General features: G+C 58.0%; 28 protein-coding genes. 13 read left to right on the plus strand and 15 right to left on the minus strand.

From position 1 onward, the window contains the following. The first annotated feature begins 237 nt into the window (after positions 1-237). Positions 238-447 carry a cold-shock protein gene (locus ACP2AU_RS01745; RefSeq protein ID WP_426374048.1) on the plus strand — a complete coding sequence of 70 codons (210 nt, stop codon included), beginning with the start codon at positions 238-240 and terminating at the stop codon, positions 445-447. 96 nt (positions 448-543) lie between these two features. Here the strand turns inward: ACP2AU_RS01745 and leuA are convergent, their stop codons facing one another. Continuing rightward, positions 544-2,238 carry a 2-isopropylmalate synthase gene (gene leuA, locus ACP2AU_RS01750; RefSeq protein WP_426374049.1) on the minus strand — a complete coding sequence of 565 codons (1,695 nt, stop codon included), beginning with the start codon at positions 2,236-2,238 and terminating at the stop codon, positions 544-546. Positions 2,239-2,381: 143 nt separating this feature from the next. Here leuA and ACP2AU_RS01755 point away from each other — a divergent pair, with 143 nt between their 5' ends. After that, positions 2,382-2,879, plus strand: coding sequence for an Lrp/AsnC family transcriptional regulator (locus tag ACP2AU_RS01755; RefSeq protein ID WP_426374050.1), 498 nt, complete (start codon positions 2,382-2,384; stop codon positions 2,877-2,879). On the opposite strand, the gene ACP2AU_RS01760 is transcribed toward ACP2AU_RS01755, so the two are convergent. Next, a complete protein-coding gene (locus ACP2AU_RS01760; protein ID WP_426374051.1) occupies positions 2,867-3,490 on the minus strand; it encodes a TetR/AcrR family transcriptional regulator in 624 nt (207 codons plus the stop codon). The genes ACP2AU_RS01755 and ACP2AU_RS01760 overlap by 13 nt on opposite strands. A 127-nt stretch (positions 3,491-3,617) precedes the next feature. On the opposite strand from ACP2AU_RS01760, the gene ACP2AU_RS01765 reads away from it, so the two are divergent. Next, positions 3,618-5,351, plus strand: coding sequence for a proline--tRNA ligase (locus ACP2AU_RS01765; protein WP_426374052.1), 1,734 nt, complete (start codon positions 3,618-3,620; stop codon positions 5,349-5,351). Positions 5,352-5,398: 47 nt separating this feature from the next. Here the strand turns inward: ACP2AU_RS01765 and murB are convergent, their stop codons facing one another. The 9 genes from murB to ACP2AU_RS01810 all read right to left on the minus strand — a co-directional run bounded on the left by murB (position 5,399) and on the right by ACP2AU_RS01810 (position 14,262). Further along, positions 5,399-6,430: a UDP-N-acetylmuramate dehydrogenase gene (murB, locus tag ACP2AU_RS01770; protein ID WP_426374053.1), complete on the minus strand. Its 1,032-nt coding sequence runs from the start codon at positions 6,428-6,430 to the stop codon at positions 5,399-5,401. Beyond that, entirely contained in the window at positions 6,427-6,906 is a 480-nt protein-coding gene (locus ACP2AU_RS01775; protein ID WP_426374055.1) for a low molecular weight protein-tyrosine-phosphatase, read from the minus strand. Before ACP2AU_RS01775 ends, murB begins: the two co-directional genes overlap by 4 nt. After that, positions 6,899-7,684: a 3-deoxy-manno-octulosonate cytidylyltransferase gene (gene kdsB, locus ACP2AU_RS01780; RefSeq protein WP_426374056.1), complete on the minus strand. Its 786-nt coding sequence runs from the start codon at positions 7,682-7,684 to the stop codon at positions 6,899-6,901. Before kdsB ends, ACP2AU_RS01775 begins: the two co-directional genes overlap by 8 nt. 19 nt (positions 7,685-7,703) lie before the next feature. Then, positions 7,704-7,892, minus strand: a complete 189-nt coding sequence (locus ACP2AU_RS01785) for a Trm112 family protein (protein WP_426374057.1) — start codon at positions 7,890-7,892, stop codon at positions 7,704-7,706. Beyond that, on the minus strand, positions 7,885-8,946 hold the full coding sequence (gene lpxK, locus ACP2AU_RS01790) for a tetraacyldisaccharide 4'-kinase (protein WP_426374058.1): 1,062 nt from the start codon (positions 8,944-8,946) through the stop codon (positions 7,885-7,887). The genes ACP2AU_RS01785 and lpxK overlap by 8 nt, the downstream gene beginning before the upstream one ends. Further along, positions 8,943-10,715, minus strand: coding sequence for a lipid A export permease/ATP-binding protein MsbA (gene msbA, locus ACP2AU_RS01795; protein WP_426374059.1), 1,773 nt, complete (start codon positions 10,713-10,715; stop codon positions 8,943-8,945). Before msbA ends, lpxK begins: the two co-directional genes overlap by 4 nt. Then, positions 10,712-11,137: an ExbD/TolR family protein gene (locus ACP2AU_RS01800; RefSeq protein WP_426374060.1), complete on the minus strand. Its 426-nt coding sequence runs from the start codon at positions 11,135-11,137 to the stop codon at positions 10,712-10,714. The genes msbA and ACP2AU_RS01800 overlap by 4 nt, the downstream gene beginning before the upstream one ends. Before the next feature lie 5 nt (positions 11,138-11,142). Continuing rightward, positions 11,143-11,769 carry a MotA/TolQ/ExbB proton channel family protein gene (locus ACP2AU_RS01805; protein WP_426374061.1) on the minus strand — a complete coding sequence of 209 codons (627 nt, stop codon included), beginning with the start codon at positions 11,767-11,769 and terminating at the stop codon, positions 11,143-11,145. A 78-nt stretch (positions 11,770-11,847) separates the two neighbouring features. Continuing rightward, positions 11,848-14,262 (minus strand): DNA internalization-related competence protein ComEC/Rec2, encoded by a 2,415-nt coding sequence (locus tag ACP2AU_RS01810; protein WP_426374062.1) that lies wholly within the window; start codon positions 14,260-14,262, stop codon positions 11,848-11,850. Between the two features lie 83 nt (positions 14,263-14,345). Between ACP2AU_RS01810 and ACP2AU_RS01815 the strand changes: the two genes are divergently transcribed. After that, positions 14,346-14,894, plus strand: coding sequence for a DUF2062 domain-containing protein (locus ACP2AU_RS01815; protein WP_426374063.1), 549 nt, complete (start codon positions 14,346-14,348; stop codon positions 14,892-14,894). Here the strand turns inward: ACP2AU_RS01815 and ACP2AU_RS01820 are convergent. Together ACP2AU_RS01820 and ACP2AU_RS01825 are read right to left on the minus strand one after the other, a co-directional pair. After that, entirely contained in the window at positions 14,882-15,580 is a 699-nt protein-coding gene (locus ACP2AU_RS01820) for an ABC transporter ATP-binding protein (protein WP_426374064.1), read from the minus strand. The two genes, ACP2AU_RS01815 and ACP2AU_RS01820, sit on opposite strands and share 13 nt — an antisense overlap. Further along, complete coding sequence (locus ACP2AU_RS01825) at positions 15,573-16,817, minus strand: lipoprotein-releasing ABC transporter permease subunit (protein WP_426374065.1); 1,245 nt, start codon at positions 16,815-16,817, stop codon at positions 15,573-15,575. The genes ACP2AU_RS01820 and ACP2AU_RS01825 overlap by 8 nt, the downstream gene beginning before the upstream one ends. A 151-nt stretch (positions 16,818-16,968) precedes the next feature. Between ACP2AU_RS01825 and ACP2AU_RS01830 the strand changes: the two genes are divergently transcribed. The 9 genes from ACP2AU_RS01830 to infA all read left to right on the plus strand — a co-directional run bounded on the left by ACP2AU_RS01830 (position 16,969) and on the right by infA (position 23,807). Continuing rightward, a complete protein-coding gene (locus ACP2AU_RS01830; protein WP_426374066.1) occupies positions 16,969-17,553 on the plus strand; it encodes a PilZ domain-containing protein in 585 nt (194 codons plus the stop codon). A 102-nt stretch (positions 17,554-17,655) separates the two neighbouring features. Next, on the plus strand, positions 17,656-17,961 hold the full coding sequence (locus ACP2AU_RS01835) for a hypothetical protein (protein WP_426374067.1): 306 nt from the start codon (positions 17,656-17,658) through the stop codon (positions 17,959-17,961). 107 nt (positions 17,962-18,068) lie between these two features. Next, entirely contained in the window at positions 18,069-19,121 is a 1,053-nt protein-coding gene (locus ACP2AU_RS01840) for an agmatine deiminase family protein (protein WP_426374068.1), read from the plus strand. After that, positions 19,118-20,041 (plus strand): carbon-nitrogen hydrolase, encoded by a 924-nt coding sequence (locus ACP2AU_RS01845; RefSeq protein ID WP_426374069.1) that lies wholly within the window; start codon positions 19,118-19,120, stop codon positions 20,039-20,041. Before ACP2AU_RS01840 ends, ACP2AU_RS01845 begins: the two co-directional genes overlap by 4 nt. Before the next feature lie 7 nt (positions 20,042-20,048). After that, the gene (locus ACP2AU_RS01850) at positions 20,049-20,960 is read left to right on the plus strand and encodes an AAA family ATPase (RefSeq protein ID WP_426374070.1); all 912 of its coding nucleotides are present in this window, start codon (positions 20,049-20,051) and stop codon (positions 20,958-20,960) included. Positions 20,961-21,112: 152 nt separating this feature from the next. Continuing rightward, positions 21,113-22,066, plus strand: coding sequence for a thioredoxin-disulfide reductase (gene trxB, locus ACP2AU_RS01855; protein ID WP_426374071.1), 954 nt, complete (start codon positions 21,113-21,115; stop codon positions 22,064-22,066). A 15-nt stretch (positions 22,067-22,081) separates the two neighbouring features. Continuing rightward, positions 22,082-22,792 carry a leucyl/phenylalanyl-tRNA--protein transferase gene (gene aat / locus ACP2AU_RS01860; RefSeq protein ID WP_426374425.1) on the plus strand — a complete coding sequence of 237 codons (711 nt, stop codon included), beginning with the start codon at positions 22,082-22,084 and terminating at the stop codon, positions 22,790-22,792. Position 22,793: 1 nt separating this feature from the next. Beyond that, on the plus strand, positions 22,794-23,507 hold the full coding sequence (locus ACP2AU_RS01865; RefSeq protein ID WP_426374072.1) for an arginyltransferase: 714 nt from the start codon (positions 22,794-22,796) through the stop codon (positions 23,505-23,507). A gap of 81 nt (positions 23,508-23,588) precedes the next feature. Next, positions 23,589-23,807, plus strand: coding sequence for a translation initiation factor IF-1 (gene infA / locus ACP2AU_RS01870; protein WP_014421226.1), 219 nt, complete (start codon positions 23,589-23,591; stop codon positions 23,805-23,807). 53 nt (positions 23,808-23,860) lie between these two features. Here infA and clpA read toward each other — a convergent pair whose 3' ends face one another. Then, positions 23,861-26,134 carry an ATP-dependent Clp protease ATP-binding subunit ClpA gene (clpA, locus tag ACP2AU_RS01875; RefSeq protein WP_426374073.1) on the minus strand — a complete coding sequence of 758 codons (2,274 nt, stop codon included), beginning with the start codon at positions 26,132-26,134 and terminating at the stop codon, positions 23,861-23,863. Positions 26,135-26,152: 18 nt separating this feature from the next. Next, a complete protein-coding gene (gene clpS, locus ACP2AU_RS01880; RefSeq protein WP_426374074.1) occupies positions 26,153-26,512 on the minus strand; it encodes an ATP-dependent Clp protease adapter ClpS in 360 nt (119 codons plus the stop codon). Positions 26,513-26,785: the final 273 nt, after the last annotated feature.

Raw genomic sequence — 26,785 nt, forward strand, 5'->3', positions numbered from 1 at the left:
ACAACCCTCTGTTTTTTATCAAATAATAAATTCCTTTGGTCATTAAAAAAACAATTGACCCCCCCCAAAGTCGGTCTATACTGAAAATTGCTGTTCACTTCTGCAGCGTTATTTGGCGAATGCGTTACAACGTCCTGCCCCCCGGCTTTTCGTTGCCCCTTCCTCAGTGCGCTCCAGATGTTCCAGCTTGAAAGAAGGTCCCGTGAGGGAAAATAATCAGTAAGACAGGAAAGATCGATGTCCGATACCAAAACCGGCCACGTAAAGTGGTTCAACGAGTCCAAGGGCTTTGGCTTCATCGCCCAGGAAGGCGGCAGTGACGTATTTGTTCACTACAGTGCAATCAACTCAGGCGGGTTCCGTACCCTGGCCGAAGGCCAGCAGGTGCAGTTCACCGTGACGCAGGGGCCCAAAGGCCCGCAGGCCGAAAACGTAACGCCGCTTTAAGCTGTTATGTTATCGACCTGATGCCCCTCACGGGCAGCAGAAAAAGGCCGGCGATCTCGCGATTGCCGGCCTTTTGTATGGGTTAAACAAGATGATTCAGGCAGTCTCGGTTATCCGTGCTGACGCGCTCTGACTCCGGCCGGCACCAATCACCGGGGCGACCGCCGAGAACAACGCCTGCAGTGTTGCCGAGGTCGTGTCTTCCGCCAGCGCTGCCGCACTGCAATGCTCGCCATTAGCCGTCAACCGGATACACGCCAGTGCATTCGCATTGGTCCCTTCACCCAGGGCGAACTCGTCGTAGGCTTCAACCGCTACTGTCACACCGTACTGCCTGGACAGCGCCTCGGAAACCGCTTCAACAGCGCCCAGCCCCCGGCCCTCGAGGGTAATCGGCGCGGCGCGTTCTCCCAACACAACCTCCGCGCGAACGCCATGATCATCCCGATGCAAGTCGTAGGAGCGCAGCGCCCAATCGCTCCGTACACTCAGGTAACGCTCTTCAAACAGACGGTGGATAGTGTCGGAATCAATCTCACCACCATGGGTCTCTGCCTCCCGCTGCACCACCTTGCTGAACTCGATCTGCAGCCAGCGGGGCAAAGTAATATCGTAATCACGCTCCAACACGTAGGCCACGCCCCCCTTGCCGGACTGGCTGTTGATCCGCACGACTTCCTCGTATCGCCGGCCTACGTCGAATGGATCGATGGGCAGGTAAGCCACATTCCAGGCATCTCCTTCGGCCCGGCGGGCAAGGCATTTGCGAATGGCATCCTGGTGGCTGCCAGAGAATGCGGTAAAGACCAGTTCTCCCGCATACGGATGGCGTGGGTGCGTGGGAATCTCGGTACAGGCCTCCACTACATCTGTAATCTCCGCCATACCGGACAAATCCAGTGTCGGATCAATCCCCTGGGAATACAGATTCATGGCCATGGTTACCAGGTCCATATTGCCGGTCCGCTCTCCATTTCCCATGAGCGTACCTTCCACCCGGTCTGCTCCGGCCATGACTCCGAGCTCGGCGGCGGCCACAGCGCAGCCCCGGTCATTATGCGTGTGCAAACTGATACTGATGTGTTCCCGGTAGCGGATATTATCGCAGATCCATTCAACCTGATCGGCAAACACATTCGGCGTTGCCATTTCCACCGTAGCCGGCAGGTTGATAATCACCGGCTGGCCCAGGTCCGGTCGCCAGACGTCGTTAACGGCATCAATCACACTCGCCGCAAAGTCCAGTTCGGTGCCGGTGAAGCTCTCCGGGGAATACTGGAAGGTCCATTCGGTGTCGGGATAGCGCGCGGCGATGTCCCGGACAACCGTTGCGCCGTGCACGGCAATGTCACGAATCCCGGCTCGATCCAGACCAAACACCTGCTCCCGCTGGACCGTCGACGTGGAATTGTATACGTGGACAATGGCCCGTTTGGCGCCCTCAAGCGCCTGATAGGTCCGTTCAATCAATTCGGGGCGGGCCTGGGTGAGCACCTGGATCTTTACATCGGCCGGAATCCGGTCCTCTTCAATCAGCTTGCGGCAGAAATCAAAATCCGGCTGGCTGGCGGCTGGAAAGCCGATCTCGATCTCTTTGAAGCCCAGCTTGACCAGCAGATCAAACAGACGCTGCTTCTGGGCAACAGACATGGGCTTGACCAGCGCCTGGTTGCCGTCCCGAAGGTCTACCGCGCACCAGGCAGGGGCTTTCTGGATAACCTGATCGGGCCAGCGGCGGTCTTTTTTGGCGACCGGCTGGAAAGCAACGTATTTGCGATGGTCAAAGGCCATGATGACGATTTCCTTCCGATATCAATGAGTGATAAGAACAGACACAGTTTAAAGGCAGCGGCGCGCTATTTGGTTGCCATTTTCTGGCCGAAAACGACTTCATTAGCATATAATTGCAAGAAACTTACCCAGAGAGCCACACAATGCCCACAGCAGAGCAAAAGCTCGTCAAAGTTGACAAGCTTGACCGGAAAATCCTCGAAACATTGCAAAAGGATGGATCGCTGACCAACCAGCAACTGGCGGAAAAAGTCGGGCTTTCCCCTTCCCCTTGCCTGCGACGGGTCAGAGCGCTTGAAGAGGCCGGGGTCATTGTCCGGACGGTCACCATACTTGATCACAAAAAGCTGGGACTCGCGCTGACCGCCATCATCCTGATTGGCATGGACAGACATACACCAGAGCGCTTCGCCGCATTTGAAGAACAGGTAGGCGACTATCCGGAAGTGCAGGAGTGCTATCTGATTACCGGCCAGAGCGCGGATTATATGCTGAAGGTGGTGGTACCAGACATGGACCATTACCACCATTTCCTGTTGAACCGGATCACCCGCATTCCCGGAGTCAGCGGCGTTCACTCCAGCTTTGTTTTGCGGCGCGTGCTCGACAGCACGGCGTTGCCGTTGGGTTATCTGTCCTGATCCACCAGGTTCTCCAGATAGGCCCGGGCCATGGTTTTCATTTCCTGCACCAGCTGCTCCCCCTGGTCATCCGGAAGAGTAGCCGCCAGCCGCAGAATGGTGCCGGCTGACCGCGGCAACAGCAGGCTGGCCGTCCAGCGCCGTTCCGGTGACAACGCCGGGCACTCCTCCTGCAGGCGGGCGTCCAGATCCCGGGCATTGCTGTAGAGTTCCCGCAGATCCAGCTCCCGCAACTCCGGCATGGCCTCCACCCCACTCCAGATGGCCGAATACGCCGGCTCGGTGCAGTAGAAGTCGTAAAACAGATCAATCAGGACATCCACCGCATCCTGCAGGCTCAGTTCCGGTAATTTCGACCGCAGCGCCTGCTCCATTTTTTCGACGTGGCTTTCTGCGATGGCACGCACAATGGCCGCCTTGTTCGGAAAGTAGCGGTACAGTGACGCCAAAGACATACCGGATTGCCGGGCAATCGCAGACATACTGGTGCTGTCGACACCTTGCTCATGAAAGATCCCGGCAGCGTGGCGCAATATGGTGCTCACCCTCTCCCGGCTGCGGGCCTGAACAGGTCGCCGGCGGGGTGATACATCGATGGATTCGTCAGTCATTATCTGTACCTTATGTTGCAGGCTCCGTACAATAACGCCCACTCTACGACAAAGAAAGGCAGTGGTGGTTCACCCCGCCTTGCCAATTAGTCTGACTCCCACTTTTCTGACGACAGCGGAAGACACGATGCGAGCGAGCCGTTACCTGATAGCTACCCAGAAAGAAACCCCTTCCGACGCCGAGATTGTCAGCCACCAGCTGATGCTGCGGGCGGGGATGATCCGTAAACTGGCCGCCGGCCTCTATACCTGGTTGCCACTGGGACTGCGCACCCTGCGCAAGGTAGAGCGAATCGTGCGTGAAGAAATGGACAAGAGTGGCGCCCAGGAAGTGCTGATGCCCGCAGTCCAGCCCGCCGAGTTGTGGCAGGAATCCGGGCGCTGGGAACAATACGGTGGCGAACTCCTGCGCCTGAACGACCGGCATGGCCGGGATTTCTGTTTCGGCCCCACCCACGAAGAGGTCATCACAGACCTCGTTCGTAATGAGCTTAAAAGCTACAAAGAGCTGCCGGCCAATTTTTACCAGATCCAGACCAAATTCCGCGATGAGCGCCGCCCCCGCTTTGGCGTGATGCGCGCGCGGGAATTCATCATGAAGGACGCTTACTCCTTCCACCTGAACGCCGAATCCCTGGATGAAACCTACAAAGTGATGCACCAGACCTACTGCAACATCTTTGATCGTTTGGGGCTGGACTATCGCCCGGTACAGGCAGACTCCGGCTCCATCGGCGGCAGCTCAAGCCATGAATTCCATGTTCTGGCATCCTCGGGCGAAGACGCCATCGTATTCAGCACCGGCGGCCAATACGCCGCGAACATCGAGAAGGCAGAAGCCGTAGCGCCGACGGGCGAGCGCCCTGCGCCAGGCGAAGAACTGAAAGACGTTCACACGCCGGGTCAGCATACGATCGCCGCAGTGTCAGAGTTCCTGGGCCTGCCTGAGGAACGCAGTGTGAAAACGCTGCTGGTGAAAGCCGAGGCCGACGAGAACGGCGAGGCCGGCCTGGTGGCACTGATTCTGCGTGGCGACCATACGCTGAACGAGATCAAAGCCGAGAATCTGGCGGGCGTTGCCGAGCCGCTGACCATGGCATCCGATGAGGAAATCGAGCAAGCCATTGGCTGCAAGCCCGGCTCCATCGGCCCGGTCAAGTTGCCGGTTCCGGTCATCGTGGACCGCAGCGCCGCCCACCTGGCGGACTTTGTCTGTGGTGCCAATAAAGACGACTATCACCTCACCGGGGTGAACTGGGGCCGCGACGCGGAAATCACCCGCATCGAAGACCTGCGCAATGTGGTGGAGGGCGATGCCAGCCCGGACGGCAACGGCACACTGGAAATCCGTCGCGGCATTGAAGTTGGCCATATATTCAAGCTGGGCAATAAATACAGTCAGGCCATGAATGCATCGGTACTGGATGAAAACGGCAAAACCGCCATTCTCGAGATGGGTTGTTATGGCGTGGGCGTATCCCGGATTGTCGCCGCATCCATCGAGCAGAATCACGATGACAAAGGCATTGTCTGGCCCGACGCCATCGCACCCTTTGAGGTTGCCATCGTCACCCTGAACGGCCATAAATCCCCGGTCGTGGCAGAAGCTGGCAACAAACTGTACGAGCAGCTTCGGCAGGCAGGCTATGACGTCCTGCTGGACGACAGAAATGAACGCCCGGGCGTAAAGTTCGCCGATATGGAATTGATCGGCATCCCCCACCGTTTTGTGGTGTCCGAGCGCGGCCTGACCGCGGGAACCCTCGAATACAAGGGGCGCCGGGACGAGAACAAGCAAGACCTTGCGATTGACGAAGCCCTGTCTTTCCTGGTCAAAGCCTCGCCCAAGAACGGCCTGTAACATAAGAGAACCGGAGGGCCGCACGGGTCCTCCGGTGTTTCATTCAATCAGCGCTCGCCCACCACCCCTGGTTCCATTTCCAGTTCGACACCGAAGGTTTCCATCACAGACTGGCGCACCTTGTCTGCCAGCGACAACACATCCCGGCCCGTGCCGCCGGAATGGTTGATCAACACCAGTGCCTGGCGGTTGTGAACGCCCACACGGCTGTTGCGATACCCCTTCCATCCCGCCTGGTCTATCAGCCAGGCCGCCGCGAGCTTGACGCTGCCATCCAGCGGATAACATACGATGTCCGGAAACCGGGCCTGAAGCGCCCCGAACTGAGCCCTTTCAATGACCGGATTCTTGAAAAAGCTGCCGACATTGGGCAGTACCGCTGGGTCCGGAAGCTTCCGGTGACGAACGGCCATCACACCCTCCGCCACATCCAGAGGTGTCAACGCAGCCGGATCGCCATCGTCAAAGTAGTCCTGAAGGTCGCGATAACCGATATTGAGCGGCGCGTGGCGGGATAGCCTCAGCCGAATTTCAAGAATGATGTACTGGCCAGGGTGGCGCTTGAAAAGGCTGTCGCGGTAGCCGAATTCACAGGCACTTGCGGGCAGCGTTCTCACCTCCAGATTCTGGCGATCCAATACCGTCACACTCTCCAGACAATCACGCAACTCGGTGCCATAGGCGCCAATATTCTGTACCGGTGCTGCGCCGGCGGTCCCCGGGATCAGAGCGAGATTCTCAATCCCGCGATAACCGGAACGAGCCGCGTAAAGTACCGCCTCATGCCAGTTCTCTCCGGCTTTCAAAACCAGCACGGCACCCTGCTCGTCTACCTGCTCCCAACGGCGGCCCCGCAACGCCATGCGGATAACCAGCCCCTGAAAATCGCCGGCAAACACCAGATTGCTGCCACCGCCCAGCACAAGCACTGCTTGTTTGTGTTCCTGCCCCCAGCGGAGCGCCTGCTGCAGTTCAGCAGTACTGGTGACTGCGGCCAGAAATCGCGCCCGAGAAGGCACTGCCAGGGTATTGAGCGCCTGCAAACTGGCGCCCTCAACGATATTCAGTGCCGGGCTCAAGAAAGCCGCTCCCGGATAGTCTGCAGCAGCCCCTGACTGGCGCCGTGGATCAGGTCCAGAACGTGCTCAAAGCCCGCCTCTCCACCAAAATAGGGGTCTGGAACCTCGGCCAATCGGGAATCTCCGAATTCCAGAAACAACCGGGGCTCGGTGCCGCCATTCTGATGCCAGATCTCACGGACATCCGCCAGATTCGAGCGATCCATAACCAGCACATAATCAAAGCGATCGAGGTCTTCTGCCCGAAACTGGCGGGCCCGCAAGTCACTGATATCAATCCCCCGGCGCGAAGCCGCGGCTGTTGCCCTCTCATCGGGAGACTTACCGATGTGCCAGTCTCCCGTACCACAGGAATCGATCTGGAGCCGGTCCAGCATCCCCTGTTCACGGGCAAGCTCACGAAAAACGCCTTCGGCGCTCGGCGAACGGCAGATATTACCCAGACAGACAAACAAGACACTGACGCGTTCAGACATTGGTACCTCCCCGTTCCATTCGTGCCCGTAAACGGGCCAGATCTTCTTCGGTGTCCACGCCGGGAGCCGGCGGCCTGCTGGCGACATCGACGTGAATCCGGGCGCCGTTGTGCAGGGCTCTTAGCTGTTCCAGCGATTCGATTCTCTCGGTCGGCGCGGGAAGCCAGCCAACAAAATCACTTAACACGCTGGCCCGGTAGCCATAGATTCCGATGTGGCGGAAATAACCGATGCCATCGGGCAGGTCCACGTCCTGCGTGGCGGCCGCCGCTGGCCAGAAGTCCCGTGCCCAGGGTATCGGGGCGCGACTGAAATAATGCGCCATACCGCGGGCGTCGAACACCACTTTTACCACGTTCGGGTTGAACACCTGGCGAGCATCGTGGATTCGCTCGCACAGGGTTGCGATTGCCGCCTCCGGATATTGCTCCAGATTGTCTGCCACCTGATTGATCAGTTCTGGCGGAATCAGCGGTTCGTCACCCTGCACATTCACTACCCGATGATCCGGGTCCAGCTGCAGCTTTCTTGCGACTTCCTCAAGGCGATCCGTACCGCTGGCATGGTTGGGTGAAGTCATAATGACCTCAGCTCCGAACCCGCGACAGACTTCTTCAATACGAACGTCGTCGGTTGCCAACACCACGCGGCTGGCCCGACTCTCCTTGGCCCGCTCGCAAACGTGCTGGATCATCGGCTTGCCGGCAATCATCGCCAGCGGCTTGCCAGGCAAACGACTGGAAGCGTATCGCGCGGGAATAACAACGGTGTATGACATGGTTCGTCCTGCCGGAGTTTCAGTGTTTGTCGAGACGCTCGTCGGTGCTGAGCGTGCGGGCCTCGGCCGCCAGCATCACTGGGATTCCCTCTCGAATCGGGAACGCCATGGCATCCTGATAGCAGAGTAATTCGGTGCGGGCATCGTTGAGCTTTAGCTCTCCTTTGCACACCGGGCAGGCCAGCATGGCCAGCAATTTCTTATCCATGGTTCGATTCCTCACTGACAATAGGTTGCAACTGGCCAGAGCAAGCTCTGAGCCGTTCCAGAAAGTGCTGTTCAAAAGGCTCCGACAAGCGCGCCTGAACGGTTAGAACCCAGGCGTTATCTGGCGCAAAGCCATGGCACTTCACCGCATCCTTGGCGGTCATCACCAGCCATTCAAGGGCTCCGGAGGCCAGGTCTTCCGGGCGGAAATGGTGATGGTCGGGAAAGGGAACTTCCGTAACGTGGGCGCCAAGAGTCCGGAGGGTTTCGAAAAACCGGCCGGGATTACCAATGCCCGCCACCGCTCGCACCGGCTTACCCTCGAGTTGCTCCGGCGGTAAGGTCTCACCGGAGTTCATATTCACCAGGGCAGAGGGCTCCAGCGCCATGGCGTGAATGCTCGGGTGACCAACACCGGCAAAACTCTCAATGGTCTCGCCGGCCGCCGGAAACTCTTCTCCATTCAGAACAACAAAGTCGACACCGCTTAACCGTTCAACCGGCTCTCTCAGAGGGCCTACCGGAATGATAGCGCCATTCCCGATACCCCGCCGGGCATCGAATACAGACACCTCGATATCTCTGGGCAATCGATAGTGTTGCAGGCCATCGTCACAGATTAATACATCACCCAAGCCGTTCTCCAGCGCCCAGCGGGCACCGCGACAGCGGTCCGGGTCAACGACCACCGGGCATCCGGTGGCCCGGGCGAGCATCAGGGGTTCATCACCACAGACACCCGCCGGTGTTCCGTCAGCGACCAGCAGTGGGTACTGGGGACTTTTACCGCCGTAGCCGCGGCTGAGAATCACCGGCTTCCAGCCATTCTTATTCATGCACTGAACCAGGCTGGCCGTGAGAGGCGACTTGCCGGTGCCGCCGGCGGTGATATTACCCACCACCACAACCGGCACCGGAAGCGATTCGTTGCGCGCATTCCATGCCTTTCGGCGCCTGGACTCGGATACCGCCCGGTACAACCAGGCCAGAGGCGTAAGCAACGCAAGAGGCCTGCCCCGCCCATACCACAGCCGGTCGACCAAGCCGCCGCTCATGCGTGCTCGCTGAACTGAATCTGGTGTAATTGGGCATAGGCGCCGCCCGCTGCCAAAAGCTCGTTGTGGCTACCTGACTCAACGATGCGACCATTATCCATGACCAGAATCCTGTCGGCCTTCTCGATAGTGGATAGCCTGTGTGCAATCACGAGTGTGGTCCGGCCTTGCATCACGGTTTCCAGCGCTTCCTGGATATGGCGCTCGGATTCGGTATCCAGAGCCGATGTCGCCTCATCCAGAATAAGAATCGGTGCATCCTTGAGAATGGCCCGGGCAATCGCCAGACGCTGGCGCTGCCCCCCCGAAAGCATCACGCCATTGTCGCCGATCATAGTATCGAGCCCTTCCGGCATACGGTTGATGAATTCAAGCGCGTGCGCCTTTTCGGCCGCTTCCATGATGTCTTCCCGGCTGCAGTCGCGCAGGGCACCATAAGCAATATTGGCAGCGATGGTATCGTTAAACAGCACCACGTTCTGGTTCACCAGCGCAATCTGGGCGCGCAGCGACTGCAGTGAAAATTCTTTCAGCTCATGGCCATCAATCCGGATAGCGCCATCGGTGTATTCGTAGAAACGGGGCAACAAACTGACCATGGTCGATTTGCCACTGCCGGAACGGCCCACAAGAGCAACGCTCTGGCCCGCAGGGACGTCAACAGAAATCCCCTCAAGTACATTATCGAGCTGGTCGCGGTACCGGAAAGACACCTGGTCGAAAACAATGTTTCCGTTCACCCGATCAGGCTTGAAGGTGCCCGGATCATCCTCCGGGGTTTCATCCATAGTCTCGAATACGTCAAACGCTGCCGCCACGCCCTTCTGGATCTTCGCGTGTACCGAGGTAACCTGGCGGATAGGCTTGGCCATGGTAGTTGCAGCGGTTATGAACGCAATCAGCTGACCGGTGGACATTTCACCCCGAATCTCCGGCGCGAGCATGGTCCAGACCAGCGCCGCAATCGCCAGGGCCACCAACACCTGGATGACGGGCACGCTGATGGCCTGGGTCGACGCCATCTTGAGACTTTGCATCAGATTGCGGGCACTGACCTCGCGGAAACGTTCCCGCTCATAATCTTCGCCACCGAAGGTGCGCACAACCCGATAACCCGAGATGGACTCCGACGCCACGTGGGTAATATCGCCCATCGAGCCCTGGATACGCTTACTGATCCGGCGAAAACGCTTGCTGGCGTAATTGACGACCAGACCAATCACCGGGCCCGCAGTCAGGAAAATCAGGGTCAGCTTCCAGTTGGTGTAAAGCATAAACCCCAGCAACCCGATAATCGTCAGGCCTTCCCGCAGCGTGATGGTGACGGCGTTGGTCGCTGCATCGGCTACCTGCTCGACGTTAAAGGTAAGCTTTGAAACCAGGCGCCCGGAAGCGTTTTCATCAAAGTATCTCGAGGGCAACGACATCAGGCGATCAAACACATCGTTGCGAAGTGCGTTGATGACGTTGCGCCCGACGTAGCTGATAAAGTACTGGCTGAAAAACGTACCGACACCTCTGAGCGCAAAAACGCCGACAATCAGCGCGGTGAGCAACAGCCTGTTCTGGTCCGACGGGTTCTCGATGGCCGTAATCACGTATTCCATAGCCGCCGCCATACCCGTGGAGGCAGCGGCATAAATGATGTTACCGAAGACGGCCAGGGAGAATGCCAGCCAGAAGGGTTTGACGTATTTGAGCAGGCGCTTGTAGGTGGTCCAGCTACCGGCAGGGGGCGCGCTGACCGGTTCCGGCCTTGATTGAATCACTGACTGTCAGCCTCCCGCTCTGTGGTAATGCTCAGTTTTGCAAACCCCAGGCGACCGGCAACGTCCATGGCTCTGACCACAAATTCATGGGGGGTGCGGGCATCGGCCGTGATGATAAAGGGCAGGTTATTCTCTCCTGCTGCCAGTTCACTGACCCCCCGCTCCAGAGTCTCGCGGCGGTTATTAACCAGCGGCCGGTCGTTCAGAATGTACTGGCCGTCGGCGTTGATCACCACGTCAATCTGCTTCACCTCGGAAGGTGCTGCCGGTTCTGCGCTGGCTTCCGGAAGCTCCACTTGCAGGTGGCTCTCCCGGGTGAACGTGGTCGATACCATAAAAAAGATCAGCAGCAGGAACACCACATCTATCAGTGGCGTCAGATCCACTCCGATCTCCTGGCTTCGTTGACGCTTGAACTTCACGGTGTTCAGGCTCCTTCAACGTCGATTTCGCGGTCTCCGTGGACCACTTCAACCAGTTTGATGGCTTCCTGTTCCATATTGACCACCAGCTCATCAACGCGCCGGATAAAGTAACGGTGGCAGATCAGCGCCGGGATCGCCACGCTAAGGCCAGCTGCAGTGGTAATCAAAGCCTCGGAGATACCCCCGGCGAGATTGCCGGCATTGCCCACACCCGCCAGCTGGATCTCGGCAAACACCTTGATCATGCCGATAACGGTGCCCAGCAAACCCAATAACGGGGTGATGGTCGCGATCGTACCCAGGGGATTGAGAAAACGCTCCAGCTCGTGAATCACCTGGCTGGCTTCGTGTTCGATGCTCTCTTTCATGATCTCACGACCGTGCTTGGCGTTGATCAGTCCGCCAGCCAGTATCCGCCCCAGGGGGGAAGAGGCCTGCAGTGCTTTCAGCTTGCGGCCGTTCAGCTCTTTCTTCTTGATCCAGCGCCAGAGTTCGTTAACAGACTGCGGGGGCGCAACCCGGGGGGCCCGCAATGTCCAGATTCGTTCCAGGATGATGGCTAGTGCCAGAATGGAACAGGCAACAATGGGCACCATCAGGATGCCACCGGCTTTCAACAGCTCGAACACGCTTGATCTCCCTGATTAGTTACAAGCCGCGCTACTTTAGCATAGCTGCCGGCACTGGCCACACCCGGAATGTCACGGCTATTGGCATTGGCTGCGCGTCCCCTCGGGAGATGCTATCCAGAAAGGTTGCGATCGCCAGAGTTCCCTGGTGAGAATTTGACCGCGCATAAAGCTCAGCTGGATCTGGCCGGAACACGCCGTGTTCAGCGCCAACGCCCCGGCGCTTCGATAACGACGGGTAACATCCGGGTGCGGATGCCCGAAATGGTGCCGATATCCGGCGGTATAGATAACCTGATCGGGCATCATCGCTTGAATCCATTCCGGAGACGAGGACGTTTTGCTGCCATGATGGGGAGCCAGTACCACCCGGTGCGCAAGGCCGGTACGATTCCACCCCGGCCCTTCGGCTCCGATCATGAACTGCTCTACTCGCCGGCTGATATCACCGGCCAGAATGATATCGCTGTCGGTTTGCTCGTGGTACAGGCGTAACACGCAGGACGCATCATTGCCACTGGCGGGCAGCGGCGTGCGCCAGAAAGACAATTCCAGATCCGGCCAACGCACGGTGTCGGGCTGACAAGCTGCCACAGATGCCGACACCCGATCTCGCGCAGCCTCCGGCTCGCCAGTGATTACCCGGGTTATCTCAAACGCCTCAGCCAATTGCTCCAGGCCCCCTGCATGGTCATTATCGCCATGGCTCAGCACCAGCAGGTCGATCACCTCAATCCCCATCGCCCGCAGATTCGGAATCAGGACAGACTCCGCTGCAGAGTATACGCCGGGCACTGCCGGCCCGGTGTCGTATACCATCACCTTGCTGCCGGAGCGGACGACCACAGACAGCCCCTGCCCCACATCCAGAATCCGCACTTCCGGTACCTCCGCCATGTCGTTGGAGGGCCCGGCACCCTGCCAGTCCGGAATACTGACCAGCATGGTCATGCCGAACAAGACGCGCCAACGCCAATCGCGCCAGCGAATAGCCCACAAGGCCAGCAACGCAAGCCCCGCCGCCAGCGGCAGGGGAAGCAGCCGCATCTGCCCGAGCCGAACCTCAGCGATCCATTGCAGCCACCACCAGAGCACCCCGAGCACACGGTCAAATCCGACCATAACCCAGGGTAACAACCCGTCACCGAAGAGCAGAGCCAGCATGGAACCCACGAACAGCACGGGCATCACCGCAAAGGATACCCAGGGAACGGCCACCAGATTTGCCAGCATACCGGCGACCGGCTGCCCCTGGTTGAGCACCATCAGCATTGGCCAAAGCCCGACAAATACCGCTAACTGCGCGCGAACAAGCGCTGATAACCAGCCGGTGGCACCCAGCCGCCCGTAGAAAACGAACATCAGCACAGCAACCGCACCAAAGGAGAGCCAGAACCCCTGGTCTAATGGCGCAAAGGGGTCCATCAGCAGCACAGTTGCCAAAGCCAGAGCAAAGGGCAACCAGCCGCTTTGTTGCTGTGCTTTGAGCAGATACCAGCTACCGGCCGTCACCATCACAAGCGCTCTTTGCGTCGGCACGGTGAAGCCGGCCAGCAGTGAATAGCTTGCGCAACCCGTAACAACGAAAGCGAACACCAGAGAGCGCCTGCTGCGTTCACTCAACCGGCCGGCGGGTAACAACAGCGCCCAGCGTGCCAGCAGACCAACCCCGACCGCTACCAATCCGAGATGCAATCCCGAAATGGCCACCAGATGGATGGTGCCCGTCGCTTTCAGTGCCTGCCAGTGGGTGTCATTCAGGTGACTCCGGTCGCCCATCAACAAGGACGCAATCAAAGGATAATGTTCCGCTGCACCAAACATCCGGTTCAGCCGCTGCGAGGTGCGCCAGTGCCAGGCGTGGTACTGGCAACGCACCCCGCACTCCAACTGCGGAGCGGCCGAAACCTGCTTGACACTGCCTGTCGCGCGGTAGCCGTGGCGAAACAACCAGTTTTCGTAACGGAAACCCTCGGAATTCAGATTGCCGTGAGGCCGCTTGAGAACGACTTCCAGCATCAACCGGTGATCAGGCAAGGTACGCCCCTCCCGGCCATACCAGGAGAGCCGGAGGTGCCGCGGCAGAGATGGCTCATCTGAAAGCCCCGGGGAATGCCATTTCGACACGCAGAACCCGAAACGCACACTATCAAAACTCCCCGGCGCGGGCAGATTACAAAGGTACCCGGACACCAGCAGGCGCTGCCCCTCGGCACTGGCGGGAAGACGCTCGACAAGCCTTGAATCAGCGTGCCAGCCGGCCCAGGCAAGGCCAAACAATGCCGCGGCAAACATCGACAGCACGCGACGGCCGCGCCACCTTCGCCGTAGCGATAGCATCACCACCACCAGCGAAGCGACAAACAGCCATGGATATGGTGGCAAGGTTGCGAGCCGATAAAGTAAGATAACGCCGCAAGAGAAGGCGAGAATGCTGGCGACATCGACAATGCGTTTAATGGCCAGTTGGCCGGTCGCGGTTTTTTCGGACAATCCTTGTCCTCCGATTTTCGATAGCGTTGGCAGGCGTCGCGTGCCAACGATGACTTTCAGCCACGAAACAGGCCGAACTTCCTATGCCGAAGAAGTTCATGAAACGGTATTTGCCCACCCCCGAAAAGGTGCAGTCGATGCAATCGCTGCGCTTTCTGGGCGATATCCTCCATGAACCCAACCTATGGCACATCAACCGCCACTGCGTTGCCCGCGCTTTCCTGGTTGGTGTCTGGTTCTGCTTTATTCCAATGCCATTTCAAATGCTGGCCGCAGCGTTCTGCGCCATCTGGTTTAACGCCAACCTGCCCCTTTCCGTGGTTCTGGTCTGGATCAGCAATCCCCTGACCATGCCACCGATGTTCTACTTCAACTACAAAGTGGGCGCCTGGATACTGGACCGGCCGGTTCTGGCATTCGACTTTGAATTATCCTGGGGCTGGATAAGCCACCGCCTGATCGACATTGGTGTTCCCCTTTACCTGGGGTCTCTGGTGCTGGCCACAATGACCGCTTGCCTGGCCTACCTGGCCATCCAGTACCTCTGGCGGCGCAAAATCCGTTCAGACTGGCAGCTGCGCAGACGCGGCCGGGCCGATAACGACCCGTCCGTAGGGGATCAGGCCTCCTGAACCAGGCGGCCCTGCTCCAGACGCAACACCCTTCCAAGACTCCGAGCCATAGCCATATCATGGGTAACCATGATGAATGCCGTGCCGGAGTTATCCCGGAGATCGCCGATCAACGCGCGAATCCCTTCCCCGGTATGCTCGTCCAGATTTCCGGTCGGCTCGTCCATCAACACGCAGGCAGGGTCATTTACCAGCGCCCTGGCAATAGCCACGCGCTGGCGTTCACCACCGGAAAGCTCGCCCGGCTTATGTTTAAGCCGCTCTCCCAGGCCCACCCGCTGCAGCAGGCTTTCGGCTTTGGGCCGCGCCTTTTTGGGTGGCATACCGCCAAGAGTGCACGGAAGCATAACGTTCTCAAGCGCCGTAAATTCCGGTAACAGGTGATGGAACTGATACACGAAACCCAGGTGCCGGTTCCGGAAACGGGCCCGGCCACGCTCTGTCAGAGCGTGGATATCCTCACCGCAAATCCGGATGTGGCCCGACGACGGCCGGTCGAGCCCTCCAAGCAAGTTCAGCAACGTCGTTTTGCCCGCACCGCTGCTGCCAACAATCGCGACCGTCTCTCCGGACTGAACCTGGAGAGAAATGTCGGAGAAAATCGTCAGCGTTTCCGGGCCTTCACTGTAGGTTCGGGTGACTTGCCGGCAATCAATCACCTGAGCTGTCGCCTGCCTGTCACTCATAACGCAATGCCTCCGCCGGTTCGACCCGCGACGCCCGCCAGGCCGGATAAATCGTTGCCAGCAGGCTCATGGTGAGACCTGCACCACTGATAATCAGCACATCCTGCATTTGAAGCTGTGAAGGCAGGTAGCTGATGAAATAAACGTCTGCGCTGAGGAACTTGTGTCCCAAAGCCGATTCCAGCCAGGAGATAAAGCCACTGATGTTCAACGCGCCCAGAACCCCCAACGCAGTCCCGGTCAGGGTGCCAAACACGCCAATCACGGCGCCCTGGATGATGAATATCCGCATGATGCGCCCCGGGGTTGCCCCCATGGTTCGCAAGATGGCGATGTCGGCAGTCTTGTCTGTCACGACCATCACGAGGGTCGACACAATATTGAACGCGGCGACCGCGACAATAAACATCAGCAGCAGGCCGATCATGGTTTTTTCCATACGAATGGCCTGGAACAGGTTGCCATGGGTGCGAGTCCAGTCCGATACGTAGTAGCGGCCGCCCAGTGTGCGGGCAACCTCGTTGACTACTTTCGGTGCCGCGAACAGGTCATCCACCAGCAGGCGCACGCCCTGGGCCCGTCCGCCCGTGCGCATCAACCTCGCGGCATCATCCATGTGGATCAATGCGTAGTTGCCATCCAGCTCTGCGCCAACGCTGAAAATACCTTTGACCGTAAACCGTTTGAGCCGGGGTAGAACGCCCGCTGGTGTTACCGACGCCTCCGGCAGAACCACCGTCAGTTTGTCGCCCACCCCAAGCCTGAGACTGTTGGCCATCAGCTTGCCAATAATGATTCCGAATTCGCCGGATTTAAGCTCATCGAGGCTTCCCTCGACAAAGTGATTCTCAATAATCGACACGCTGGCTTCCTGCTCTGGCAGGATGCCGCTGAGCATCACGCCGCGGACATTGCCGCCACCGGTAACCATACCCTGCCCCTGGATAAACGGGGCCGCAGCAAGCACCCTGGGGTAAGCCTCAACATGGTCATCCACTTCTTCCCAGCTCTCCAAAGGTCCGGAAGCGCCCTGAATGGTGGCATGGGGCACCATTCCCAGAATGCGCTGCTTCAGCTCACGGTCGAACCCGTTCATCACGGAAAGCACAATGATCAGCACGGCGACGCCCAGCATCAGGCCGATCATCGAAGTCAGCGATATAAAGGAAATAAAGTGATTGCGTCGTTTGGCGGCGGTGTACCGCAGGCCAATATAGAACGATAAGGGTCTGAACATGTAGGAGTGCCTGTCGCTACCTTGCGGTTCGTCGATTAGTGAGGTCCCCGGGGCCGGATAATTGTCGGGCCGGGGATGTATTCGGGCTCTTTCCAGCCATCGGGAAACTGCTAAACTGTTCTGTAATCAATAAAACCCGCCCGGAGACAGGATGCCAAGCCAGAATAAGACACCGCCGAGCATTAATGGCCAACGGGAACGCCGGGAATTCTTCCGGATCGAAGACCGGATCGGGCTGGAAGTGTCTCGTCTCGACAAAGCTCACGCTGGCGACGACCCATTCAACCATTCTCCTCTGGCCGCCCTGAAAGCCGAGTTCCAGCGGCTGGACCAGGATGTTCGGGCGCATCTGGCGAGCCTGGCAGAGCGCGATCGCCTGCTGGCCGGACTGATCAAGTCTCTCAACAGCAAGATCGATACGCTGGCGCGCATTATCGCCTTTGAGCAAAATCCGTTGCAACCGGAGGACTGGCAGGATGTGACACTCAGCGAGGGCGGGCTGTGTTTCACAAGACCCACCGCGAGTTTTGAAACCGGTGATCATCTGGCAATCCGCATGACCCTGCCCCCGGAACTGTACCAGCCCAGAGCCGTCGCAGAAGTTATCGCAACCGAACAAAACGATTCAGGCGACACGCGGGTTCACGCCCTGTTCGTTGATCTGGATGACAGCGATCGTCAGCAAATTGCCCGTCATGTGATGCGATGGCAGATTCGGCAAAGGCAAAAGGAGTAAGATGCAAAAAAACACTGACTTTTGCCAGGTTTTTCGGGATATTACGCTTTATTCATCTGCCATTGCACGGGTGCAGTCACCCGCCATTACTGGAGACCCTCTATGACAAACTACCGCAACGTGTTGGCCGCCGCTATGCTGGCCACGGCCGTATGCGCCGGCACGGCACCCATGGTTCATGCTGAAGAGTTGAAGGTGCCAGTGGGCAGTCAGGCGGACCGCAGCCAGATCAGCCTGCCCGCCAACGGCATGAGCGAGAACTCTGTGCGCAACCGCTGGGGTGCGCCGGCGGACATCCGGGGGCCGGTTGGCCAACCCCCTATCAGCCAATGGCATTATCAGAACTTTGTCGTCTATTTCGAGAATAATCGCGTACTGCACTCGGTAGTAAAACAGCAAAACGACTGACCCGGGCCAAATCAAAAGCGCCGACGACCGTGCCGAACGGCAACAATGCACTGCCAGCGCAGGTCGTATAGACTGGCGACTTTTTGCAAATCAAGGTGAGTTATACCGTGACCTCCAGACGTACGTTGCCTGCGGAATGGGCTCCCCAAAGTGCTGTCATGCTAACGTGGCCTCATCCGGGAACGGACTGGGCTGCACGAATGGCCGATGTTGAGCCCGTCTTCGAAGCCATCGCCAAAGCCATACTCCGCTTTGAACACCTGGTCATCAGTTGCGAATTCGTGGCACGCCTGCAAAAACTTGGCAAAGAACTGAACGACTATGCCGAAGCACACGACCTGCCCGGGCGGGTTGTGACCGTTCCCGCTCCGGCCAACGATACCTGGGCACGGGACCACGGCCCTGTGACCGTCGCGACAGACGCAGGGCCGATGCTGCTGGATTTTCGCTTCAATGCCTGGGGCAATAAATTCCCGTGGGAAAAAGACGACGCGCTTAATCGCCACCTGGCGAATGCGGGTGTTTTTGGCAAACACCCTCTGGAAGCCGTCGATTTTGTCCTGGAAGGCGGATCGATCGAATCCGACGGCCAGGGAACCATCCTCACCACCAGCGAATGTCTGCTGACACCCTCCAGAAACCCCTCACTGGACCGGGCTTCTATCGAGAAAACGATGCAGGAAATGCTTGGTGCCCAGCGGATTCTCTGGCTCAACCACGGCTACCTCAAGGGCGACGACACCGACAGCCATATTGATACTCTGGCCCGTTTCTGCGCTGCCGACCATATCTGTTACGTGGCCTGCCCGGACGTCGCCGACGAACACTACAGCGCGCTCGCGGCCATGGAAGAAGAGTTGCAGGAATTCAGGCAGGCTGACGGAACCCCCTACCGCCTCACCCCGCTGCCCTGGCCCGATCCGATTCATGACGAAGAAGGCGACCGGCTGCCGGCAACCTATGCAAACTTCCTGATCATCAACGGCGCCGTTCTGATGCCTGTCTATGATGTCCCCCAGGACGAAGAGGCACTGAAAGTTATTGCCGGCATTTTCCCGGGGCGTGAAATCATCCCCGTTAATTGCCGCCCACTGATTCATCAGCATGGCAGCCTGCATTGCGTGACCATGCAGATTCCTGCCGGAGTGGTTGAGCTATGAGCAACAAACAACCGGCCGCGCAGCTCAGAGTAGCGGCTATCCAGCAGCCGTGCAGCCCGGACAAAAGTGAAAGCCTGGCCACCTCTGAACGGCTGGTGAGGCAGGCGGCTGCAGAAGGCGCCCGGTTAATTGTGTTGCAGGAGCTGCACGCCACCCAGTATTTCTGCCAGACCGAAGACACGGCCCTGTTCGAACTCGCCGAACCGGTTCCCGGGCCCACCAGTGAACGGCTATCCGGGCTTGCGAAGGAGCTGGGAGTCGTTCTGGTAGGCTCCATTTTCGAGCGCCGCATGAACGGCGTGTATCACAACACGTCCGTGGTGCTGGATACCGATGGCAGCCTTGCCGGCCTCTACCGGAAAATGCACATTCCGGACGACCCCGGCTTCTACGAAAAGTTTTACTTCACCCCTGGCGATGCCACATTTAACGACGGCCGCAATGGTTTCACGCCCATCCAGACCTCCATTGGCAAACTGGGGGTTCTGGTTTGCTGGGACCAATGGTACCCGGAGGCGGCCAGGCTGATGGCGCTTGCAGGCGCGGAAATCCTCATTTACCCGACCGCTATCGGCTGGGACGTTACCGACGACCCGGCAGAACAGACCAGACAGCTGGAAGCCTGGGTTACCGTGCAGCGCGGCCATGCCGTCGCTAACAACCTCCCGGTTATCGCCCCTAACCGGGTCGGCACCGAACCCGATCCATCCGGGCACAGCGAGGGCATCCGGTTCTGGGGAAACAGCTTTATCTGCGGGCCCCAGGGTGAATTTCTGGCACGCGGCAACGACAGTGACGAGTGCATTCTGTCGGTAACCCTCGACCGCCAGCGTACGGAAGCGATCCGCCGCATCTGGCCCTATTTTCGCGACCGTCGCATCGATGCCTACGGCGACATACTGAAACGGGTAAGGGACTGAGGCCAGTATGAAAGAGAAAATGGACACCGTTGTCAGCGCCCTCAACACCATTCTGCTGGGTAAGGAAAACCAGGTACGGCTGGCCCTGTGCGGCTTGCTGGCCCGGGGGCACCTGCTGATTGAAGATATCCCCGGCATGGGCAAGACTACCCTCTCTCATGCCCTGGCGAAAATCATGGGGCTGAGCTATCAGCGCATCCAGTTCACCAACGATCTTCTTCCGGCGGATGTCCTCGGTTATTCCGTGTACGACAAACAGGCCGGTGGCCTGGTTTTTCACCCGGGACCGATCTTTGCGCAAGTGGTGCTTGCGGATGAGATCAACCGGGCGTCACCGCGTACCCAGAGTGCCCTTCTTGAGGCCATGGAAGAAAGACAGGTCTCCATCGAGGGGGAAACCCGCCCCCTGCCAGCGCCCTTCTTTGTCATTGCCACCCAGAATCCGATCGAGCAAGGTGGCACCTTCCCTCTGCCAGAGTCCCAGCTTGACCGATTCCTGATGCGGCTCAGGCTCGGCTACCCCGACCCGAAAGCGGAGCGGGAATTGCTGGAAGGCGAAGACCGGAAACACCTGACCGAACGCCTGAATACATTGCTTCCCCACGACGAACTGGTAGCACTGCAACAATCCGTGGACAAGGTGTCGGCAAGCCCGGCACTGCTGGATTATCTGCAACGACTACTGGAACAAAGCCGTCGAATGCCCGGGCTGCTCTACGGATTATCGCCCCGGGCCGGCCTTGGCCTGCTGCGAGCCGCCAAAGCCTGGGCCCTCATGGAGGGCCGCAACCACGTGTTGCCCGATGACGTGCAGGCCGTTTTCCCCGCTGTTGCAGAGCACCGGCTGGAGCAGGGAGAATCCGGAAAAGCCCGGGAGCGGGTGCGGCAACTGCTGACAACCATCTCCGTGCTTGAATGACCCCGGCCTGAGCACATAGCAAGGTTTTATAAGCAGCATTGGCGCAAACGAATGGCAGCTCCCTCAATTCATGGTAGCCTTTGGCCATTTTCAGCGGATCAGCGCCACCTCTCCGGCGCTGAACACGTTTATTTCATGGTAGCGAGACCCAAATGAGCGAAACCAAACATTCCCGATTGATCATTCTTGGCTCCGGCCCCGCCGGATACACTGCGGCCGTGTACGCGGCCCGCGCGAACCTGAATCCAACCCTGATCACCGGCATCGAAGTTGGTGGCCAGCTAACCACCACCACCGATGTTGATAACTGGCCAGGTGACAACGACGGCGTTCAGGGCCCGGAACTGATGCAGCGAATGCAGCAGCACGCTGAGCGCTTCGAAACCAGCATCGTCTACGACACGATTAACGAAGCCGACCTGAACAGCCGCCCGTTCAGGCTCAAAGGCGACAGCGGCGAATACACCTGCGATGCCCTGATCATCTCAACCGGTGCCTCGGCCATGTACCTGGGCCTGGAATCCGAGGAGAAATTCAAGGGACAGGGTGTTTCAGCCTGCGCCACCTGTGACGGCTTTTTCTACCGCAAACAAAAAGTTGCCGTGATCGGCGGCGGCAACACAGCCGTGGAAGAAGCGTTGTACCTGTCCAACATTGCGGATGAGGTGATGCTGGTGCATCGCCGGGACACGCTTCGCGCCGAAAAAATTCTGCAGGACAAGCTTTTTGAAAAAGCGAAAAACGGTAACGTCAATATCATCTGGGACCATACCCTCGACGAAGTGCTTGGCGACGGCACCGGCGTAACAGGGATGCGCATCAAGAGCATGAAAGATGGCAGCACCCAGGATCTGGAATTGGCAGGTGTGTTTATCGCCATTGGCCATAAACCGAATACCAGCCTGTTCGAGGGGCAGCTGGACATGAACAACGGGTACATCCGTATTCGTTCCGGCTTGGAAGGCATGGCTACGCAAACAAGCATTCCCGGCGTCTTTGCGGCTGGAGACGTAGCCGACCATGTCTACCGCCAGGCGGTAACATCCGCCGGATTCGGGTGCATGGCGGCACTTGATGCCGAGAAATTCCTGGACCAGCAAGACTGATTGCCCAAAGGCACCATGACGTCGCTACCCTGGCTAAACACCGATCAACTCTGGTTTCCTCCTGCCGATGAAGCTCTGGAGGACCCTGAGGGCCTGCTAGCCGTGGGTGGCGATCTGTCGCCCGAACGCCTGGTGCTGGCATACCGGAACGGCATATTCCCCTGGTTCAGTGACGACCAACCCATTCTTTGGTGGTCACCGAACCCAAGATGCGTGCTTTTCCCGGCCGACATCCATGTTTCCCGCAGCCTGCGCCGGACTCTGAATCAGAGCCGCTTCCATGTCACCACCGATCAGTGCTTTGGCCGGATTATCCGTCTGTGCGCAACAACGCGGGCGGAGGGCACGTGGATCACTGACGAGATGATTGCCGCCTACACGGAACTGCACAAACGAGGCATCGCCCACTCCATCGAAGTCTGGAATCGTAACAATGAACTGGCCGGGGGAATGTATGGGCTGGCCATTGGCCGCTGTTTCTTTGGCGAGTCCATGTTCTCGCTAGAGACCAATGCCTCCAAAGTACTGATGGTTCATCTGGCCCATCAGCTGGGAGAATCCGGATACCAGCTGATGGATTGCCAGGTCGAGAGCGATCACCTGCTGACCATGGGCGCAAGAAGTATCCCCAGAGCCGAGTTCTTATCTATACTCAGGGCATGTGTCGATCGAAAGCCGGAACAGACAGACTGGCATATCCGCTGGATGTGGCCAGGGCGGAGGTGAAATGAGTAATCTCAGAACGCTCGTTTTCTTTGCAACGCCCCCCCACGATTGCAGCTATCTACCGGACCGGGAGGCAACCACAATGTTTGTGGACCCCCGGGCCCGGATTGACAAAAAACTGTACAGCCAGCTCACCGCCCTTGGTTTTCGCCGCAGCGGCTCTCACTACTACCGTCCCCATTGTGAAAACTGCAACGCCTGTGTACCGGTGAGGCTTCAGGTGAACCAGTTCAAGCCGGACCGGAATCAACGCAGGATCATACGGAAAAACGCCGACCTTGACTGCAAGCTGGTGCCGGCCGCATTCGGTGAGCGCTATTACCGCCTGTACGAGCACTACATCGAAGAACGTCACCGCGATGGCGATATGTATCCACCTTCCCGGGAACAATTCACCTCTTTTCTGGTAGAGGGTGCAACCGACTCCTGGTTTCTTGAAATGTCCCTGGGCGGTGAACTGGTAGGATTGGCGGCCGTCGATCTGCTGGATGATGGCCTGTCGGCCATTTATACCGTTTTCTCGCCTGAACTGGAGCATCGGAGCCTGGGTACCTTTGCGGTGCTCTGGCAGATCGAAGAGGCCCGGCGACGAGACCTGCCGCACCTGTACCTGGGATACTGGATCAAAGAATGCCGCAAAATGAACTATAAAACCCGCTTCAAGCCCATAGAAGCGCTGAGAGACGGGCATTGGCGTGAGTTAACAGGCGACTGATTTTTGCCAAACGAGAAGAAATCAGGCAGAATTGCGCCATTTCAAATCACCGAAAAGATCATCCAACGAGGTTTCTACTGAATGGCGAAATCAGATGTCATTGAAATGGAAGGCGTTATTATCGACACCCTTCCCAATACCATGTTCCGGGTCGAGCTTTCCAACGGCCACGTTGTAACCGCACACATCTCCGGAAAAATGCGCAAGAACTACATCCGCATTCTGACCGGCGATAAGGTCAAGGTTGAACTGACGCCTTACGACCTGAGCAAAGGCCGTATTGTTTACCGTGCCCGCTGATTGTCCGAGCTGACATCTGAAAAAAAGCCCCGCTACTGCGGGGCTTTTTCATCTCAGACGGCTTCAGCCGGCTCATCCTCGTATTCAAATGCCAGCTCATCATCCTTGAGGCGAATAAACACATCCCCCCCGTGATCTGACAGACGACCAAACAGAATCTGCTCTGCCAGGGGCCGCTTGATCTTATCCTGGATCAGACGTGCCATCGGCCGTGCCCCCATAGTCACATCGTAGCCCCTTTCCGCAAGCCATAGCTTGGCGTCTTCGTCTACATGGAGCACAACATGCTTCTCGTCCAGTTGCGCCTGCAACTCGGTGAGGAACTTGTCCACTACGTGGGTTATGGTCACTTTCTGCAGGTCGGCAAATTGAATAATGCCGTCCAGACGGTTCCGGAATTCCGGCGTGAAGGTCTTCGTGATCACCTCCATGCCATCGGTGCTGTGGTCCTGCTCATTAAAGCCAATGGACCGGCGCGCCATGCTTTCGGCACCCGCATTGGTGGTCATCACCAGAATCACGTGCCGGAAATCCGCCTTGCGGCCATTGTTGTCGGTCAGCGTACCGTGATCCATCACCTGCAAGAGCAGGTTGAAGACTTCGGGGTGCGCTTTCTCGATTTCATCCAGCAGCAACACACAATGCGGATGCTTGTTGACCGCTTCGGTCAGCAGGCCGCCCTGGTCGTAACCAACATACCCCGGGGGCGCACCGATCAGGCGCGAAACCGTATGTCGCTCCATATATTCCGACATATCGAACCGCACCAACTCGATACCCAGCACCTTGGCAAGCTGCTTGGTAACCTCGGTTTTACCCACACCGGTCGGCCCTGCAAACAGGAACGCCCCCTCGGGTTTCTCCGGCGCCTTGAGACCTGCGCGGGCCAGCTTGATCGCGGTAGACAGGGACTCAATCGCAGGATCCTGCCCGAACACCACCATCTTCAGGTCTCGCTCGAGATTACGGAGCAGGTCCTTGTCGCTGGTAGAGACATTTTTCGGCGGAATGCGGGCGATATTGGCTACCACATCCTCGATGTCGGTCACGTCGATGGTTTTGTTCCGGCGATCTTCCGGCACCAGCCGCTGGCGGGCACCCGCCTCATCAATCACATCAATCGCCTTGTCGGGCAAGTGACGATCAGTGATGTAGCGATCAGCCAGTTCCGCAGCCACCCGCAGTGCTTTGTCGGTGTATTTCAGATCGTGATGCTTCTCGAAGCTGGGCTTCAGTCCTTTCAGAATCTGGTAGGTATCCTCAACGCTCGGTTCATTAACGTCGATTTTCTGGAAACGACGCGCCAGCGCGCTGTCCTTTTCGAAGATGCCGCGGAACTCCTGGAAGGTCGTGGACCCGATGCACCGCAATTCACCAGAGCTGAGCATGGGCTTCAGGAGATTTGACGCATCCATAACGCCACCGGAGGCGGAGCCCGCACCAATGATGGTATGGATCTCGTCAATAAACAGAATGGCGTGATTCTGCTTCTTCAGGTCGCTCAACAGACCTTTCAAACGCTTTTCGAAATCACCGCGATACTTGGTTCCCGCCAGCAGTGCACCCATATCGAGGGAATACACCTCGGCGTCGGAAATAATCTCCGGCACCTGCTCATCAACAATACGCCTGGCCAGGCCTTCGGCAATCGCCGTTTTGCCCACACCGGCCTCACCCACGAGCAGCGGGTTGTTTTTGCGGCGGCGAACCAGAATCTGGACCACCCGCTCCACCTCGTGCTCACGACCAATCAGGGGGTCAATCCGCCCCTGACGCGCCTGCTCGTTCAGGTTGGTTGCGTAGCTTTCCAGCGGGCGGGACTGCTGCCCTCCTTCCTCCACGGTTTCGTCGTGGGCAGCATGGTCTCCGCCTTCCTGATCTTCAGCGCCCTGCACCCGGGAAATGCCGTGTGACACGTAATTGACAACATCAATGCGCGCCACATTCTGTTTCTTGAGCACGTAGACGGCCTGGCTCTCCTGCTCGCTGAAAATTGCCACGAGCACATTCGCGCCGGTGACCTCTTTCTTGCCGGAGGATTGCACATGGAACACCGCCCGTTGTAACACCCGCTGGAATCCCAGGGTGGGTTGCGTCTCACGCTCGTTGTCGGAACTCGGTATCAGCGGGGTGGTGGAATCCACAAACTCCACCAGCTCGTCCTCCAGGCGCTTGAGATCCGCGCCGCAGGCTTTCAGGACACCCACCGCCGACTCGTTGTCGAGTAGGGCCAACAGTAAATGCTCGACGGTCATGAACTCATGACGCTTGTCACGGGCATTTTTGAAGGCCGTATTCAGCGTAATTTCCAGATCTTTACTCAGCATGGGCCACCCCAAAGTCTGTCAGTCCGCACGTTCAATCTCGCAAAGGAGCGGATGTTCGCATTCCGAGGAATACTGGTTCACCTGTGCTGCCTTTGTTTCCGCGATATCTCGGGTATATACCCCACATACGGCTTTTCCTTGCGTATGGACGAGCAGCATCACCTGCGTCGCCTTCTCTTCGTTCATGGCGAAGAACGTCATCAGCACTTCAACCACAAAATCCATGGGTGTGTAATCGTCATTCAGGAGCACAACACGATAGCGTGCCGGGCGCTTCAGGGCAGGCTTTTCAGGCGCAACACTCACACCCTCGTGATGCCCTGGCTGTTCGTCCTCCCCTTGATTGAATACTAGTAGAGAATTCTCAATTGTCCGCATGGTCCAAATACCGGTTTTTCGGTTCGTCGTTTGAATGTGGATGCGCGGCAGCGTGTTTTCAAGCGAATGCCACCTGCAAGCGTGCGTTGTTTATCAATACGAGCATGATACCGCTTCCAGACCTTACAGAACTACCTGTTCTGACATAACCGGCACTTGACTCAGGCGCCCATTTGGACGAAAGTTAATCGGGATTGTAAAGTCCTGTAAGTTTGTGCATCCAAGTGTAATCCGGCGATAATCAATCCGGCGACCGGAAACTTTAAATGGCAC

The sequence above is a fragment of the Marinobacter sp. VGCF2001 genome (assembly GCF_049943275.1).
GTDB lineage: Bacteria > Pseudomonadota > Gammaproteobacteria > Pseudomonadales > Oleiphilaceae > Marinobacter.

Coding starts and splice junctions, on each gene's coding strand:
- ACP2AU_RS01745 (WP_426374048.1), top strand. CDS start 238: ATGTCCGATACCAAAACCGGCCACGTAAAGTGGTTCAACGAGTCCAAG.
- trxB (WP_426374071.1), top strand. CDS start 21,113: ATGAGCGAAACCAAACATTCCCGATTGATCATTCTTGGCTCCGGCCCC.
- ACP2AU_RS01835 (WP_426374067.1), top strand. CDS start 17,656: ATGACAAACTACCGCAACGTGTTGGCCGCCGCTATGCTGGCCACGGCC.
- lpxK (WP_426374058.1), bottom strand. CDS start 8,946: ATGAGCGGCGGCTTGGTCGACCGGCTGTGGTATGGGCGGGGCAGGCCT.
- kdsB (WP_426374056.1), bottom strand. CDS start 7,684: ATGTCATACACCGTTGTTATTCCCGCGCGATACGCTTCCAGTCGTTTG.
- aat (WP_426374425.1), top strand. CDS start 22,082: ATGACGTCGCTACCCTGGCTAAACACCGATCAACTCTGGTTTCCTCCT.
- ACP2AU_RS01845 (WP_426374069.1), top strand. CDS start 19,118: ATGAGCAACAAACAACCGGCCGCGCAGCTCAGAGTAGCGGCTATCCAG.
- ACP2AU_RS01820 (WP_426374064.1), bottom strand. CDS start 15,580: ATGAGTGACAGGCAGGCGACAGCTCAGGTGATTGATTGCCGGCAAGTC.
- clpS (WP_426374074.1), bottom strand. CDS start 26,512: ATGCGGACAATTGAGAATTCTCTACTAGTATTCAATCAAGGGGAGGAC.
- ACP2AU_RS01775 (WP_426374055.1), bottom strand. CDS start 6,906: ATGTCTGAACGCGTCAGTGTCTTGTTTGTCTGTCTGGGTAATATCTGC.
- ACP2AU_RS01815 (WP_426374063.1), top strand. CDS start 14,346: ATGCCGAAGAAGTTCATGAAACGGTATTTGCCCACCCCCGAAAAGGTG.
- infA (WP_014421226.1), top strand. CDS start 23,589: ATGGCGAAATCAGATGTCATTGAAATGGAAGGCGTTATTATCGACACC.
- ACP2AU_RS01825 (WP_426374065.1), bottom strand. CDS start 16,817: ATGTTCAGACCCTTATCGTTCTATATTGGCCTGCGGTACACCGCCGCC.
- ACP2AU_RS01785 (WP_426374057.1), bottom strand. CDS start 7,892: ATGGATAAGAAATTGCTGGCCATGCTGGCCTGCCCGGTGTGCAAAGGA.
- ACP2AU_RS01830 (WP_426374066.1), top strand. CDS start 16,969: ATGCCAAGCCAGAATAAGACACCGCCGAGCATTAATGGCCAACGGGAA.
- ACP2AU_RS01760 (WP_426374051.1), bottom strand. CDS start 3,490: ATGACTGACGAATCCATCGATGTATCACCCCGCCGGCGACCTGTTCAG.
- ACP2AU_RS01765 (WP_426374052.1), top strand. CDS start 3,618: ATGCGAGCGAGCCGTTACCTGATAGCTACCCAGAAAGAAACCCCTTCC.
- clpA (WP_426374073.1), bottom strand. CDS start 26,134: ATGCTGAGTAAAGATCTGGAAATTACGCTGAATACGGCCTTCAAAAAT.
- ACP2AU_RS01850 (WP_426374070.1), top strand. CDS start 20,049: ATGAAAGAGAAAATGGACACCGTTGTCAGCGCCCTCAACACCATTCTG.
- ACP2AU_RS01755 (WP_426374050.1), top strand. CDS start 2,382: ATGCCCACAGCAGAGCAAAAGCTCGTCAAAGTTGACAAGCTTGACCGG.
- ACP2AU_RS01865 (WP_426374072.1), top strand. CDS start 22,794: ATGAGTAATCTCAGAACGCTCGTTTTCTTTGCAACGCCCCCCCACGAT.
- leuA (WP_426374049.1), bottom strand. CDS start 2,238: ATGGCCTTTGACCATCGCAAATACGTTGCTTTCCAGCCGGTCGCCAAA.